15 protein-coding genes are annotated in these 15,379 nt (G+C 63.6%); 3 read left to right on the top strand and 12 right to left on the bottom strand.

Annotated elements, in window-relative coordinates:
- Positions 1-285: 285 nt before the first annotated feature.
- The 8 genes from CFR80_RS03405 to ade all read right to left on the bottom strand — a co-directional run bounded on the left by CFR80_RS03405 (position 286) and on the right by ade (position 7,758).
- A complete protein-coding gene (locus CFR80_RS03405; protein ID WP_010514186.1) occupies positions 286-723 on the bottom strand; it encodes an ExbD/TolR family protein in 438 nt (145 codons plus the stop codon).
- A gap of 54 nt (positions 724-777) precedes the next feature.
- Positions 778-1,200: an ExbD/TolR family protein gene (locus tag CFR80_RS03400; protein ID WP_010514187.1), complete on the bottom strand. Its 423-nt coding sequence runs from the start codon at positions 1,198-1,200 to the stop codon at positions 778-780.
- Between the two features lie 2 nt (positions 1,201-1,202).
- Positions 1,203-2,258: a MotA/TolQ/ExbB proton channel family protein gene (locus CFR80_RS03395; RefSeq protein ID WP_083819082.1), complete on the bottom strand. Its 1,056-nt coding sequence runs from the start codon at positions 2,256-2,258 to the stop codon at positions 1,203-1,205.
- An 88-nt stretch (positions 2,259-2,346) separates the two neighbouring features.
- The gene (locus CFR80_RS03390; protein WP_010514189.1) at positions 2,347-3,015 is read right to left on the bottom strand and encodes an energy transducer TonB; all 669 of its coding nucleotides are present in this window, start codon (positions 3,013-3,015) and stop codon (positions 2,347-2,349) included.
- A gap of 593 nt (positions 3,016-3,608) precedes the next feature.
- Positions 3,609-4,466, bottom strand: a complete 858-nt coding sequence (locus CFR80_RS03385; protein WP_010514190.1) for a segregation and condensation protein A — start codon at positions 4,464-4,466, stop codon at positions 3,609-3,611.
- The gene (locus CFR80_RS03380) at positions 4,463-5,167 is read right to left on the bottom strand and encodes a hypothetical protein (RefSeq protein ID WP_010514191.1); all 705 of its coding nucleotides are present in this window, start codon (positions 5,165-5,167) and stop codon (positions 4,463-4,465) included. The genes CFR80_RS03385 and CFR80_RS03380 overlap by 4 nt, the downstream gene beginning before the upstream one ends.
- Complete coding sequence (locus CFR80_RS03375; protein WP_110507087.1) at positions 5,160-6,032, bottom strand: tyrosine-type recombinase/integrase; 873 nt, start codon at positions 6,030-6,032, stop codon at positions 5,160-5,162. Before CFR80_RS03375 ends, CFR80_RS03380 begins: the two co-directional genes overlap by 8 nt.
- Before the next feature lie 25 nt (positions 6,033-6,057).
- On the bottom strand, positions 6,058-7,758 hold the full coding sequence (gene ade, locus CFR80_RS03370; RefSeq protein ID WP_010514193.1) for an adenine deaminase: 1,701 nt from the start codon (positions 7,756-7,758) through the stop codon (positions 6,058-6,060).
- A gap of 402 nt (positions 7,759-8,160) precedes the next feature.
- On the opposite strand from ade, the gene thiC reads away from it, so the two are divergent.
- Positions 8,161-10,002, top strand: coding sequence for a phosphomethylpyrimidine synthase ThiC (thiC, locus tag CFR80_RS03365; RefSeq protein WP_010514194.1), 1,842 nt, complete (start codon positions 8,161-8,163; stop codon positions 10,000-10,002).
- A 286-nt stretch (positions 10,003-10,288) separates the two neighbouring features.
- Here the strand turns inward: thiC and CFR80_RS03360 are convergent, their stop codons facing one another.
- From CFR80_RS03360 to CFR80_RS03350, 3 genes are all read right to left on the bottom strand, one after another.
- Positions 10,289-10,729: a hypothetical protein gene (locus tag CFR80_RS03360; RefSeq protein ID WP_010514195.1), complete on the bottom strand. Its 441-nt coding sequence runs from the start codon at positions 10,727-10,729 to the stop codon at positions 10,289-10,291.
- A 188-nt stretch (positions 10,730-10,917) separates the two neighbouring features.
- On the bottom strand, positions 10,918-12,009 hold the full coding sequence (locus CFR80_RS03355; RefSeq protein ID WP_010514196.1) for a branched-chain amino acid aminotransferase: 1,092 nt from the start codon (positions 12,007-12,009) through the stop codon (positions 10,918-10,920).
- Between the two features lie 143 nt (positions 12,010-12,152).
- On the bottom strand, positions 12,153-13,016 hold the full coding sequence (locus CFR80_RS03350) for an NADPH-dependent oxidoreductase (RefSeq protein ID WP_110507099.1): 864 nt from the start codon (positions 13,014-13,016) through the stop codon (positions 12,153-12,155).
- Between the two features lie 329 nt (positions 13,017-13,345).
- Between CFR80_RS03350 and acuI the strand changes: the two genes are divergently transcribed.
- Complete coding sequence (gene acuI / locus CFR80_RS03345; protein WP_010514200.1) at positions 13,346-14,326, top strand: acrylyl-CoA reductase (NADPH); 981 nt, start codon at positions 13,346-13,348, stop codon at positions 14,324-14,326.
- A 93-nt stretch (positions 14,327-14,419) separates the two neighbouring features.
- Here the strand turns inward: acuI and CFR80_RS03340 are convergent, their stop codons facing one another.
- On the bottom strand, positions 14,420-14,644 hold the full coding sequence (locus CFR80_RS03340) for a CbtB domain-containing protein (protein WP_029329432.1): 225 nt from the start codon (positions 14,642-14,644) through the stop codon (positions 14,420-14,422).
- Positions 14,645-14,816: 172 nt separating this feature from the next.
- Here CFR80_RS03340 and CFR80_RS03335 point away from each other — a divergent pair, with 172 nt between their 5' ends.
- Entirely contained in the window at positions 14,817-15,359 is a 543-nt protein-coding gene (locus CFR80_RS03335; RefSeq protein ID WP_029329433.1) for a histidine phosphatase family protein, read from the top strand.
- The last annotated feature ends 20 nt before the right edge of the window (positions 15,360-15,379 follow it).

Genomic DNA, 15,379 nt, shown 5'->3' with positions numbered 1-15,379 from the left:
CTGTTCATCTAACTGCCTGTTGCACGTTCCGATGACCACCCGCCGGCCCGGAACCCGCATAAAACACTCATTCCGCCGTAATATTCGATCTGCCTGCCCCGATGCAGGCGGGAAAGTGATTGGGAACAATGCGGGTCCTGTGGCTTTCATGCCACATGGTGCCATTCCCTAATGCCCTGAAAACGGAAATTTTTCCGGGTCACGGCGAACATAAAAAAACGGCCCTTCCCATAAGGAAAGGGCCGCCGTGCTGTCTGGCAGGATACCGTCAGGAAACTGACAGGGTTACTGCGCATCCATGAACTGGTCGCTACCCATGATACCAAGCTTGCTTACACCCAGGCGCTGCGCATCTGCCAGAACCCGTGCCACGACCTTGTAGCTGGCCAGACGGTCTGGGTGGATATGCATTTCCGGCTGTACCGGCTGGGCGGCTGCATCCCTGAAACGGGCCTGCAGGTCCGCATCGCTGGCGACGGGTTCGCCATTCCACGTGATGGTGTTGTCAAAATCGATCGCCACCGTGTCCACAACCGGGTCCGGTGCGGAAGACGGCGGAGGATTGCCCTGCGGCAGGTCGATCGAAACTGAATGCGTCTGAAGCGGAATGGTGATGATCAGCATGATCAACAGCACCAGCATGACGTCAATCAGGGGCGTGGTATTGATATCGACAATACCTTCGTCCTCTGTCGTGCTGTCTGAGCCGATATTCATGCCCATGGTCTACTCTCCCGAAATTGGCCGGGGCACACAGGCCCCGGCCGGGAATGGATATCAGCCGTGCGGCTGCTCGGTAATGAAGTCGATGTGGACGATACCAGCCTGCTGGCAGGCTGCAATCACCTTGCCCACACCTTCGTATTTTGCCGCCTGGTCACCACGGATCTGGATCTGTGGCTGCGGGTTTTCCGCCGCCACGTGTTCCAGATGGGACTCCAGATCGGCATAGCTGGTCAGAGGCGTCTCGTTCCAGTAGGCCTGACCCTCCGGGGTCACTGCGATGACGATGTTGTTCATCATCGTCCGGGTGGGCTGGTTGGCATCCATGGGGAGGCTAACCTTGATGGTATGTGTCGCGACGGGGATGGTGATCAGGAAGATGATCAGCAGCACCAGCATGACATCGACAAGCGGTGTGGTGTTGATGGCGGACACCACCTCGTCTTCATCGCTGCCACCTCCAACTTGCATACCCATGATCAGGCCACCCGGTTATCGATAGTCGTCGTGGTCGGGGAGTTGTCCGGATGGACGGTGATTTCTGCACCATGGCGATAACCACCCATCAGGATCGACTGCACGTCAGCGGCGAAGTTGCGGATCTTGTCCATCGCACCCTTGTTACGGCGCACCAGCAGGTTGTAGCCCAGAACCGCAGGCACGGCGGTGCCCAGGCCGATGGCGGTCATGATCAGCGATTCACCAACCGGACCGGCAACCTTGTCGATCGAGGCCTGACCCGCGATGCCAATGGCCGTCAGCGCGTGATAGATGCCCCACACGGTCCCGAACAGACCCACGAACGGAGAGGTCGACCCCACGGTGCCGAGGAAGGCAAGGCCGCCCTGCAGCTTGGTCTGGATCACGTCAACCGAACGCTGGATGGACATGGTGGTCCAGGAATGCAGGTCGATGGATTCCTGCATCGTGCCTTCGTGGTGTTCAGCAGCCTTCACGCCGGTATCGGCAATGTAGCGGAACGGGGAGTTCGCGGGCAGGGCGGCAGCACCGTCCTTGATGGAACCCTTGGTCCAGAAATCGGTCATGACCTGCTTGGCAGCGTTCATGACACGCGCCTGCTCAAAGAACTTGGTGATCATGATGTACCATGTGCCAAGCGACATGAAGACCATGATCAGCAGGACGCCACGGGCAATGAAGTCACCATTGGCCCACAGCGCGCCCAGGCCATACGGGTTACCCTCGGGTGCCTTGGGGGCATCGGCCGGGGGGGCTGCATCGGCGGCGGGCGCCGGGGCTGCGGGTTCTGCCGGGGCGGCAGGGGCCGCATCAGCAGCCGGTGCGGCATCGGTCGGGGTGGATGCCTGCGGGGCCGGGGCATCCGTGCCGGGGGCCGGGGTGGCGGCAGCGCCGCTGCCATCGGTTGCGGGGGCGGAAACCGCCGGTGCCGTGGCCGCATCGCTAGCGGCCGGGGCGGCGTCCTGTGCCAGCGCGGCGAGCGGGGAAGCCGCGCACAGCATGGCAGCGAAAGCAGCCGAGGCAACAAGAGTGTGTTTACGATGCAGTCTGATCATTTAACCAAAATCCTCTGGAGCAGGATGTTTTTTTTCCGAGGCGGCGGGGTGCTGCCGGCCCCCGCCGTGCCTGACCTAACACTCAGGCTCAGTCATTCAGACTGAACGTGATCGTATAGAGATGGTGGAACTCCTTGACGGGCACACCATTTTTGACAGCCGGCGCATAACGCGAACGGCGGACCGCCTTCAGCGCGGCATCAGCGAATGCCTGGCCACCCTTTACACTGACCACCTGGCAGTTGCTGGTAACACCGGTCGCTTCCACGTCACATGCCACGGACACGACGCCTTCACGGCCTTCTTCCGACATTTCCTCCGGATATTCCGGCACGACATGGTTCAGCGGCGACGTGCCTGCCGAATGATCGGGCACGGGCGGCGCGTTGGACACGGGCGCATCAGCCGGCGGGGCTGCCTTTGCGGGCGGCATCGCCTTCGGCGGCTTCGTGTGGGTCACCTTCATCGGCGGCGGCGGCGTCGGAACCTGAATCTTCGGCGGCGGAATATACGGCGGCGGCGGCTGCGTAATTTCCGGCGGCGGCGGCGGTGGTGGCGGCGGTGGCGGCGGTGGTGGCGGTTCCTTGATCATGTGGACTTCCACCGGCGGCCGCGGCGGTTCCTTGGGCGCATCCGGCGGGGAACTGAGCCCGAACAGCAGCGCAAGCACCAGCAGCCCTTCAAATACCAAAACAAGGGCGAAAATTATTATCTTCTGTAGTCTGTTATCACTCTGTTCCGCATACGTCATACCCATACCTCACTCAGAACGGCATAGTTTTTAGGAAGGAATTATTACAGAATTTGTTCTGGTTGTTCTGATTTCACCAATTTTACTACGGGAGTATGACCAGATTTCTACGAAACGACTGATGCGATCCGCCTTGTTCTCCCCAGCTCAACCCTGAAGCCCGATTGCCCTCTTTCCCGGCGGAACGGGAAAGCACGACCCTCGCCACCTCCGGCAGTGCATATACCAATGCACAGGCATTGGATGCGCCCTGCCCTGACAGGCCAAGCCATTCATTCATCACGTTTTATCCATAAACATTATTAACATCTCGAAATCAACCCTGATCTTAATATGAAATAATCTTCCAGCGGCGCCCCGCCCGACAGGCCGCGGTCCATGGCGAAAAAATGCCCTGTTGGAATGGCCGCTGTCCCGGTCTGGCAGGCCGGTAAAAAACTCATACCTGCCAGCTTGATCAAAAAAAAATCCCAGTCAAGCAAACTGTTAAAAAATTAGGAAAAAATCTGCCTGTTCGTGCCCGATAGCCTGTTTTTTCATATGATATTATCAATTCGACATGAACCGGCGGTCTGACAGTATAAGCTGCAACGATCCGTTCATTTCGTCCTGTTTCCAGATCCGGGGGAACTTTTTCCCTGTCGCGGCGTTGCGTCCGGCACACCGCTGAAACAGGGCATGGTTTCCGGGGCGGGCTGATAGGCCAGGGCCTCCCCCTGCTTCACCATTTCCAGACAGGCGGCGAACGTACTGCTCCATGCCGACCGCCGCTGCCCCGATGACAGGTCGCCCCCCTGCCCCACCCGCACGGAATCGGGCAGCATCCGGTCCAGCGGCACCGGTTCGTCCTGCGCACGCGCAAGACAGGTGCGCACGCGCATGCGGGCGTCCTCCACAGAAAACAGGTCCAGCTGCACCGGGGCATAGAATGGCGTTTCCACCGGCATGACGCCCCAGTTGCCGTCAAACACCGCAAGGCAGCCCCACAGGAACTCGATCCGGTCCACTTCCCACTGCGCCGATTCGTCCGCTTCGGGGGCAACCGCGCCGCCAAAGGCATGGACATCCCGGCCCAGCTGTTCACGCACCGCAAGCCAGCCCGCCAGGCGGGCGGCGTCCTCCGCCGCCAGCAGGCGCGTGCGCAGGTCGGCTGCCTCCTGCGTGGCCTGAGCCTGACGCGGATCGTCCGCAGGCAACATGAGTCGCGAACGCAGCAGCAGCAGCCCCGACGCCATGACCGCCCACTGTGCCTTGATTCCCAGCGGCAGGTCGGTATGGGTCCGCGCGGCCTCGGCCAGCTGGTCGATCAGGGTGACGATATCCAGCCGCGCCAGATCGATTTCACGCGCATGCGCCAGCTGCAGCAGGTGCGACAGCCCGCCCTGATAGATGTCGAGGACAATGACCGGTTCGCCATCGGGCAACGGCCTGCTGAACAGGTCGGTCTGTTCCGTCATGCCAGCGACCGTTCCGACAGGCGGAATGTCAGGGTGGGGTAATGCTCCTCCATCCGGCGGACCACGGGGGCTGGCGTGCCCATGCGGGTAAAGAAACCATAGACCATGGCCCGATGGCCACGCGGCAGGCGGCGGCCCGCCTTGCGCCCCGGCAGGTGGCGCACCTGTCGCGGTGCTTCGGTCAGGCCCCAGTTGGCATGCAGCCATGCCCGGGCATCGGGGTGGGTGGCGCCCAGATGGAGGATCCGCTCCGGCACGGGCACAAGCTGGTGGAAATCCAGCGGACATGCCTTTTCCATACGCAGGCCCAGCCGGGCATGCCGTGCTTCCGCCGCCGCACGGAACTGGCGCGCCAGAATACGGCAGCCATCAATGGACAGTCCCGCCCGGCCACGTGCCGGGCCGTTGGCACCAATGGCCAGCGCGAACATGTCCTCCTCCACCCGTTCGGCGTCAAACGGCCACGGGATCAGGCCGGGACCCGCCGCTTCCGTAACAAAAGCGTCCATGCCGGCATCCGGCCCGTATACCAGCAGATGCCACCACTGCCATGGCGATGGTTCGGCAGGCTGCGGCCATGCGGAAAGTGGCCGCCGTCCCCGCCTGCCCGGTGGGCGGCGCGTGGTCTCGGCGGGCGTCTCCTCCTCCCGCGCGGTTGCGGGAGGCAGGTCGGCCCAGGGCAGGCGCAGGTTTTCAGTCATGGGTCAGCAGGCGTTCATACTGGCGCAGGGCACGCGGATCACGGTACCGGGTATGCTGGCACAGTGCTTCGGTGTCCATGCCCTGCCGCAACGCAGCGACAATGTAGCCCGCACGCAGGGCATGCGCGCTGAGTGCCGTTGCGATCTCGGGCGGGATTTCGGCCATCGCCGCGCGTCGTTGCAGGATGCGGGTCACGGCATAGGGTGTCAGCGCGCGTCCCCCCACGCGCTCCCCCTTGGAAATGGCGCGGAACAGCGGCCCGGTCTGCCGGTGCGCCACCTGCTGCCATGCCGTGAACGCCGCAGCGGGGCACATCTCCTTCGCTTCGGGCAGGGGCAGGTGCACCGGCTGCGCTTCACCGTCCTCACGAATGCTCAGCACGACCGCCATGCGGTCGATGCGCACGTCCTCCACCTGCAATCCCACCAGTTCCGAACGCCGCAACGCGCCCGCAAACCCGAACAGAAGCAGGCAGCGGTCACGCAGGCCGCGGGGGGATCCGTCCGCGCAGCGTTCAACCATGGCGCGCAGCATGTCCGGTGTCACCACCGCGGGCGGCGGAGCCGGACGGCGGGCCCGTTCGGTCATGTCGGTCAGTGCCGCGCGGATGCGGCCGTCGGTCACATCCCACGGCATTTCGTTAAAGCGGTGCATCTTGCCGATCGCAGCCAGCCTGCGGCGTATGGTGGCGGGCGCGAATTCCGTCAGGCTGCGCAGGTACGCCGCCACGACATCCGCCGCGGCGGGAATGGGGGACACGGCATGTCCCGCGCACCAGTTGGTGAAATGCACCCAGTCCGCACGATAGGCCCGCAGGGTGGCCACGGCTTCACGCACGGGGGCTGCGACATCGGCCCCTGTCATGGTCTGCTCCTGTATCGTGACCGCGTCAGACCAGTTCCATCCGGTTGACATCCACCATGCCGAAATCCGTGATCTTGAGATGCGGGATCACCGGCAGCGGCAGGAAGGCCAGTTGCAGGAACGGCTCATCAAGCTTGCAGCCCAGCGCACGGGCGGCGGCGCGCAGCACCTCAAGCTGGTCACGCACGGTCTCGAACGGGGCGTCGCTCATCAGGCCCGCCACCGGCAGCGGCATGTCGGCCACCACCTTTCCATCACGCACCACCACGAAGCCGCCACCGGTCTTTTCCAGATGGTTGACCGCAAGCGCCATGTCCGCGTCATCCATGCCAACCACGCAGATATTGTGGCTGTCATGCCCGACCGAGGACGCCAGCGCGCCACCCGACAGGCCAAACCCCTTTACGAAGCCCCGGCCGATATTGTCGTTATGGCCATGCCGTGCCACCACGCAGATACGCGCGATATCCTGCGCCGGGTCGGGTTGGACGACGCCATCGACCACCGGCAGGTCGGCATGCAGGAAGGGGGTGATGATCTGGCCAGGCAGCAGGCCGATCACGGGGCGCTGCGTGCCGCTTCCCCTGACCTGCATGTCCCCTGCGCTGACGGGGCCGGGCAGGTTGATGCTGTCGGTGCCGACGGGGGGAATGACCTCCCGCGCGGCGAACAGCGCGTCATTTACCAGACGCCCCGCGCTGATCACGTCCGACACCCGGCATTCGCGCAGGTCATCAAGCAGCACGATATCCGCCCGCCGGCCCGGCACGATCATGCCCCGGTCACGCAGGCCGAAGGCATTGGCGGCGCTGAGCGAGGCGCTGCGATAGGCGGCCAGCGGCTCCACCCCCAGCGAGATGGCAAGGCGGATCAGGTAATCCAGATGCCCTTCATGCGCGATTTCCAGCGGGTTGCGGTCATCGGTGCAGAAGGCGAAGAACGGCGATGTCACCGGGTTGAGCAGCGGCACAAGCGCACGCAGGTCCTTGCACACCGAGCCTTCGCGGATCAGCACCGTCATGCCCTTGCGCACCTTCTCCAGCGCTTCTTCGGCCGTTGTCGCCTCATGGTCGGTGGTGATGCCGGCTGACAGGTAGCCATTCAGCTTCCGCCCGCGCAGCAGCGGGGCATGGCCGTCAATATGGCCGCCCGCGAACGCTTCCAGCTTTTCCATGCACACCGGGTCGCCATTCAGCACACCGGGAATGTTCATGAACTCGGCCAGGCCAATGACCTTGGGGTGATCACGGTACGGCAGCAGGTCAGCCGCATCCAGCGTCGCCCCCGATGTTTCCAGATGGGTCGCAGGTACGCAGCTGGACAGGTTGACCCGCAGGTCCATGACCGTGCGCAGCGCCGCTTCGGTAAAGTAGTCCAGCGCCGGACGCCCCAGCACGTTGGCCATTTCATGCGGGTCGCATATGGCGGTGGTCACGCCATGGGGCAGGACGCAGCGGTCGAATTCAAACGGGGTGATCAGCGAGGATTCAACATGCAGGTGCGTGTCGATAAAGCCCGGCACGGCAATGCGGCCATGCCCCTCGATCACGTTCGTGCCCTCGTACCGGTCCAGCGTGCCAACAATGGTGTCACCACATATGGCGATATCGGTTGGCAGCAGTTCACCGGTCACCAGATCGAACAGACGGACATTGCGGATCACGGTGTCCGCCACGCTCCGTCCGCTTCCCTGTGCAATCCGGTCGGAAATCACGCTACCTGCCATACTGTCCTGCTTCCTGGTGAAAAAACGATGGTGCCCGCAGTCTATCACAACAGCGCGCCTGGCAAATCGATACACGGATTCTTTTTCGTCGCCAGCCCGCGAACCATCGCGGCACTGTTGACAAAAGCAAGGCATTTCAACATCCTGAAACGACCAAGGGGAGTCCCGGCAAGGGGCTGAGATACCGCTGGCATGGGCCAACCATGCGCGCGGGGACCCTTCCGGGCGCATCGTGCGTTCCGGGGAACCTGATCCGGCTCATACCGGCGGAGGGACTGGTGCAGACAATCGGCACGACGCATCGGCCCTGCTGGCCCGGGCGACACCGCGCGCATGATCCATGCGGGCGTTCCGGTTTTCTCCCCCACACCCCCTGTCGGAGAGGAAACTTGGAGCATTGCCATGTCGACTGTTGCTTCGCCTTCGTCTCCCGACCATGTCACCACCGGCCCCATCATGGGGTCCACCAAGATCTGGTCCTCGCCCGAAGGCCACCCGCATATCCGCGTGCCGTTGCGCGAAATCGCCCTTGAACCCGGCGCGAACGAACCGCCGGTGCGCGTCTATGACACCTCCGGCCCCTATACTGATCCGGCTGCGCGTATCGATGTACGTGCGGGCCTGCCCCCCGTCCGTGCACCGTGGATTGCGGCACGCCACCTGCCCACGGTCGTGCCCCGCGCCGTCCGCCCCGAGGATAACGGCTTTGCCAAAGGCGAAAACCTGGTCCCGCCCTGCCCTGCCCCCCATACGGTGCATGAAGGCCAGCCGGGGCAGATGGTCACGCAGTACGAATTCGCCCGTGCAGGCATCATTACCGAGGAAATGATCTACGCCGCCCACCGCGAAAACCTTGGCCGCACCACCATGGACGAAGGGGCCGAGGCACGCCGCGCCGATGGCGAGGATTTCGGCGCGGACATTCCCGCCTTCGTCACCCCCGAATTCGTACGGTCCGAAATCGCGGCGGGCCGCGCCATCCTGCCCGCCAACATCAACCACCCCGAACTTGAGCCCATGGTGATCGGGCGCAATTTCCTTGTGAAGGTCAACGCCAATATCGGCAATTCCGCCGTAACCTCGTCAGTGGCCGAGGAAGTGGAGAAGATGGTCTGGTCCATCCGCTGGGGTGCCGATACGGTCATGGACCTGTCCACCGGGCGCAATATCCACAACATCCGCGACTGGATCCTGCGCAACGCGCCGGTGCCCATCGGCACGGTGCCGCTGTATCAGGCGCTGGAAAAGGTCGGTGGCGTGCCCGAGGCCCTGACATGGGACATCTTCCGCGACACGCTGATCGAGCAGGCGGAACAGGGCGTGGATTACTTCACCATCCATGCGGGCGTACGCCTGCAGCATGTGCCGCTGACGGCCAACCGGGTCACCGGCATCGTCTCCCGCGGCGGGTCGATCATGGCCGGGTGGTGCCTGCACCATCATCGCGAAAGCTTCCTGTATGAACATTTCGGGGAGATATGCGACATCATGCGCCGTTATGATGTCTCGTTCTCGCTGGGTGACGGGCTGCGCCCCGGCTCCATCGCCGATGCGAATGATGCCGCCCAGTTCGCGGAACTGGAAACACTGGGCGAACTGACGAAAATCGCATGGGCGAAAGGCTGTCAGGTCATGATCGAGGGGCCGGGCCACGTGCCCATGCACAAGATCAAGGTCAATGTGGAAAAGCAGCTGCGGGAATGTGGCGAGGCGCCGTTCTACACGCTTGGTCCGCTGACGACCGATATCGCGCCGGGCTACGACCACATCACATCAGGCATAGGGGCCGCCATGATCGGCTGGTTCGGCACCGCCATGCTGTGTTACGTGACACCAAAGGAACATCTGGGCCTGCCCGACCGCAATGACGTGAAGGTGGGTGTCGTGACCTACCGCATTGCCGCCCATGCCGCCGACCTGGCCAAGGGGCACCCGGCCGCGCGCATCCGCGATGATGCGATCAGCCGCGCGCGTTTCGATTTCCGCTGGAATGACCAGTTCAAACTGTCGCTCGATCCGGATACTGCGTGTTCGTACCATGATGAGACACTGCCGCGGGAGGCGCACAAGAACGCACATTTCTGTTCCATGTGCGGACCCAAATTCTGTTCCATGCGCATAAGCCATGACCTGAAGGCCAATGCGCAGCGGCAGGCGGGACTGGAACAGAAAAAGGAAGAATTCCGCAATAACGGCAATCGGATCTATGTACCGGTCGACGATGCGGTGACACCTGCGCAATAGGCCCGCAGGGCAATCGCGGGACCGATTCCGATGGGTCTGCAACAAGCCGGAATGCAGGCCCATCGCGCAGCCCGAACGCCATAGGCAAAGTTTCCGCTGACACGCTGTCCGGACAGCATCAAACAGATGCCGCCTTTCAAAAACAAAGGCGGCATTTGGAAAATTATTTCTGAAAACAATGTTTTGATTAAAGAATGTCCAGAGTTTCCGGGCGTTGCCTTTTTCAAAAGACAGCGGTCTTCGAAGCTTTTTGAAAAAAGCTTCACCAAAAACTTTCAGCCGGTTTTTAGCAGGAAACGGGCGCGCAATCCGCATTGGACAGGGCGTTGGACACTGTCGTTTCCGCCACCCTGTGTTCCGCAACCGTGCCCCCCGCCGCCCGGCGGATCATGAGGAACGGCCCCGACCAGGATCCGGCGATACGCCATTCCCCTTCGATCTCGCAGCCATCCGCGCTCAGCGTGCCCGCATACAGCACGGCATGGATGTGCACATGGTCTTCATATGTCTTTGTAAACCGCACATGCAGGCCGTTGCGCTCCCCCTGTACCGTTGCGATGAAACACGCCCCGGCACTGGCGCCCGACGTGGCGCGCTCCGTCACCGTTCCGCCCACATGCCCACCGGTTTCGAACAGGGAGGCCGAAAAAGACTCCGGCATCAGCGTATGGGGATAACTGAACTGCCCATCCCACTGTCCCGTTACATCCAGAGTCGTCTCAGTCATCGAAACCTGTGTTTATCTTGATACAAGGGAACCCAGACCAATCTGCCAACCGGAAACGGCAGAAGCTGTCGGACACTACTTTATTTAAAAGACCGCGTTCTGGTCCGCAGGCCATTCCATACAGCCCGCACCAGGGATGGGGATGGGGATGGCCGGGCATGACACCCATCCCGGCCATGTGCGCGTGATCAGATGACCTTTTCGACCCAGCCATGCGGGTCGGGTGCCGTGCCGCGCTGGATGCCGATCAGGGCATTGCGCAGCTTTTCGGTCACGGGGCCAATACCCGCGCCATCACCGATCACGGCCTCGCCCCTGTGGCCGCGGAAACGCCCGATGGGGGACACCACCGCCGCCGTGCCGCAGGCGAACACTTCCTTCAGGCGACCGGACGCGGCATCGGCATAAAGCTGATCGATGGCATAGGGTTCTTCCCGCACGGTCAGGCCCATTCCACGCGCCAGCGTCAGCAGCGAATCACGCGTGATGCCACGCAGGATCGTGCCGGTCAGCGGCGGGGTGGCAAGAGAGCCGTCGTCAAAGACGAAAAACACGTTCATGCCGCCCATTTCCTCGATCCAGCGGCGTTCCACCGCATCAAGGAACAGGACCTGCGCGCAGCCATGGCCCTTGGCTTCCTGCTGCGCCAGCAGGCTTGCGGCATAGTTGCCGCCGCACTTGGCTTCCCCCGTGCCGCCGGGGGCGGCGCGACAGAAATCGGACACCCACACGCTGACCGCTTCAGCGCCGAAATACGCGCCCACGGGCGATGCGATGACCATGAACATGTATTCCGACGCGGGCTTGACGCCCAGGAACGTCTCGCTCGCGATCATGTAGGGGCGGATATACAGGCTTTCATCGGGGTTGCCGGGAACCCAGACATGGTCCACGCGCACAAGCTGGCGCACTGCCTCGACAAACACTTCATCGGGCAAATCCGCCATCGCCAGGCGTTCAGCCGACTTGCGGAAGCGCGCGGCATTGGCATAGGGGCGGAACAGGGTAATGCCGCCGTCTGCCGTCCGGTACGCCTTCATCCCTTCGAAGATTTCCTGCGCGTAGTGCAGGACGGCCGCCGCCGGGTTCAGCGTAATCGGTGCATAGGGCTGTACGCGCGCATCATGCCATCCCCTGCCTTCCACATAACGGATCACGACCATGTTGTCGGTAAAGACACGCCCGAAACCGGGATTGGCCAGAATCTCCGCCCGCCGCTGCGGCGAAACCGGGGAGGTGCTGGGTGAAAGCGTAAAGGGAAGGGAAGTGGCGCTGTCCATAGCCGTTCGTTTCTCTTTCATCATGGCGCTGGCGCGATACACAGGGCGCGCCCCTGCCCGCCAACAGATGCGGGCAACGTTAGCAGAAGTTCACCAGAACATTGTGCCGGTCAACCCCGCCACGTGCGCATGACCCCTGCTTTTCATGCCTCGCCCAGCATGAAACCAAGCCGCCGCAGCACCTGCGGCAGGTGTTCGCGCCCATGCAGCGCGCTTATGTCACCCAGCCGCGCCAGCACGCTGTCGCTCCATCCCCGCGCGGGCTTGCCCTGGGCCGCGGCGGCCGCGCGCAGGCGGTCGTCATAGGCGTCCAGGACCTCGGGATTGCTGGCGGCGGCCCCGTTGTACTGCTCGGAATGCAGGACAGCCTGCTGCGGCAGGCGGGGGCGGATGGCGGTGGGCTGCTTGCGATCAGGGTAGCCCACGCTCATGCCGAACACCGCAAGCGTGCGTTTGGGCAGCCCCAGTTCCGCGGAAATCGCTTCGGGCTGGTTGCGCACCGCGCCCACATACACGATTCCCAGACCATAGGACTCGAACGTGGCCGCCGCGTTCTGCGCGGCAAAGGCCGTATCCATGACCGCGCCCAGGAACGTATCAAGGCAGTCCAGTCCCGGCAGCGCACGCCCGCGCGACTGTCCCACATGTTCCAGCCGCGACAGGTCGGCGATCCATGCAAGGAACAATGGCGCCTGCGCGATGAAATCCTGATCCCCCGCGATTCTGGCCAGCCGTTCGCGCCGCGCCGGATCGCGCACGGCGATCACGCTCCATGCCTGCAGGTTGCATGAGGTCGAGGCCGACTGCCCCGCCGCCACGGCCGCTTCCAGCACGCCATCGGGCACTGGCGTGGGGCTGAAGGCCCGCACCGAACGATGGGTCATGAGACTGCGCGCCACCGGGCTTTCGGGCAGGGAAATACCGGGGGGACGGGTGCCATAGCGCGCCTGCCACAGCGCGTTCATGGAAGACAGGGCGGAAAAGGAAGAAACGGTGACGTCGGACATGGGCATGCCTCCTGCCTGTGCAATGATGGCTGAAAAATCAGCACACCACACCCACCTTCCGGCAGGAAGCGGGGGAAGGTCACACCAGCCCTGCGCTTTTCTGCATCGCATCACGCACTGCCCGGACGGTGCGGAACAGGCATGGGTACGGCTGCCGCTACATTGGAAAATCTTCTTGCACAATCAGAAGGTTCAGAAACCAGACCGCTTCACGATCATGCGAAATCACGCGGCTGTACATAGGAAGACAGACCTGAATCAGGCATGGATGATGCATTGAACGCGGTCCTGCGTTCCCCTCCCCCTCATCACCACGGAAGACTGCCAGCATGTTCGACGCCCTCATGATCAGCCGCGCGGATGGCGTGGTCACGACCCGGCTGGAGCAGGTCGATCCCATGACCCTGCCCGAAGGCGACGTGACGGTGGAAATTGATCATTCCAGCCTGAATTACAAGGATGCGCTGGCCATAACCCGTGGCGCGCCGGTGGTGCGGCATTTTCCCATGATTCCCGGCATCGACCTTGCCGGACGCGTCATTCACTCCGACGATCCCGTCCATTGCACGGGTGACCGGGTTCTGGCCACCGGCTGGGGACTGGGGGAACGGCACTGGGGCGGACTTGCCCGCATGGCCCGCCTGTCGGGACGGTGGCTGCTGCCACAGCCTACGGGCCTGAGCGCACGGCAGGCCATGGGAATCGGCACGGCGGGACTGACCGCCATGCTGTGTGTCATGAGCCTTGAAGAAGGCGGCCTGACCCCCGCCAGTGGTCCCATCATCGTCAATGGTGCCGGCGGCGGTGTAGGGGGTATGGCGATCATGCTGCTGGCGCAGCTGGGCTATCAGGTGGTGGCGGTCACCGGACGGCCACAGCTTCATGCCTACCTGACCGGCCTGGGGGCCGCGGAGGTACTGCCGCGCGATACCCTGTCCCCCACTGGCAAGGCGCTGGAAACCGCGCGCTGGGCGGGGGGAATCGACGTTGTAGGTGGCGAGACGCTGGCCGCGATGTGCGCCTCCATCCAGTACGGGGGCACGGTGGCGGCATGCGGGCTGGCGGGCGGGCTGGCGCTGCCGATGACAGTAGCGCCGTTCATCCTGCGCGGCGTACGCCTGCAGGGAATCGACAGCGTGATGTGTCCGCGCCCGCGCCGCATGACGGCATGGGCCCGGCTGGCGCGCGATATCGATCCCACACGACTGGAAAGCATGCTGCACGATGCCCCCTTGTCCGACGCCATCGCCATCGCGCCGCGCATCCTTGCCGGTCATATCCGGGGCCGGACCGTCATCACCATCAACTGAACCAACCGGGGCCGCGCAATAAAAAACGGCATGCCCGCAGGGGCATGCCGTCCGTCACCCGCCATCGCGCAACCATGGCACGACGCCGTGCCTTCAGTGGCAGGGGAAACCCAGCAGGTGACGGCCATCATGCACGAATTCATGCACGTAATGACCGGAAATAAGGGAGGTCGCCCCCTGCTCCGCTCCGACGAAATACAGCAGCAGGGACGCCAGAACCAGCCCGAACACACCCCACGGCAACAGGTCGCGAACCGGGATGGAAACCTGCGGCGCGGCGACAGCGGCGCTGGACAGAACGGATGTATCTTGGCTCATTGACTGGAAACTCCCTGGATCACATGCGACCCGGGGCAGCATGTGGGCGACGTGCCGCGTCAGGCCGTCCTTCCCATAACCGGATCGGGGCGCATGTTTCCAAAAACGGCATGGAAGGTCAATCACTCCCTGTGCATATCCCACCCCTTCCCCCCGTGCGCGGCCACTGCGCATGACCCAGACCCTGACCTGCATCGCGCTGCCTGCCGCCGGGTGCATGCGTCGCGGCATTTTCCCGAGACGTGATGAAATCCCGCCCCTGCCCACCGGTCTGGCGCGGCACGTCGGGACGGCCGGGCAGATCATGCTGCCCCCCGCCCTTCTGGCCGCGTGGCCTTCCACCGCCACCGGCACGGCCTGCCCGCAGGCGGCCCTGACCGCGCCGGACATGGGCGCATGGCATGGGCAATCGCTGAAGGACCTGCCGCCTGACGACGTGGCGCGCTGGATTGCGGATGCCGGTTTCGCCCCGCCGGGGGGTGAAAGCCGGGCTGCGCACCTGCATCGCATGGCCCGGTGGCTGGTTGCCCTGCCGCCTGCGCCCGCGCAGATCACGGTGCTGGCGCATGCCACGGTGGTCCGGGCCATCGTGGTGGCTGCCCTTGGCGGAAGCGCAGCCATGCTGTCACGGCTGGATATCGCCCCCCTGACCCGGTCCCGCCTGACCCGCCATACGGCATGGCGCGTGGCCATCAGCGGCGCACCGCTGCCATGACCGCATGGCATGCGCCCCGC

Origin of the sequence: Komagataeibacter oboediens (assembly GCF_003207815.1) — a bacterium.
In the GTDB taxonomy this organism is placed as follows: Bacteria; Pseudomonadota; Alphaproteobacteria; order Acetobacterales; family Acetobacteraceae; genus Komagataeibacter; species Komagataeibacter oboediens.
Note: the sequence above shows the minus strand (reverse complement) of the source record. Positions and strands in the feature narration are given on the sequence as shown.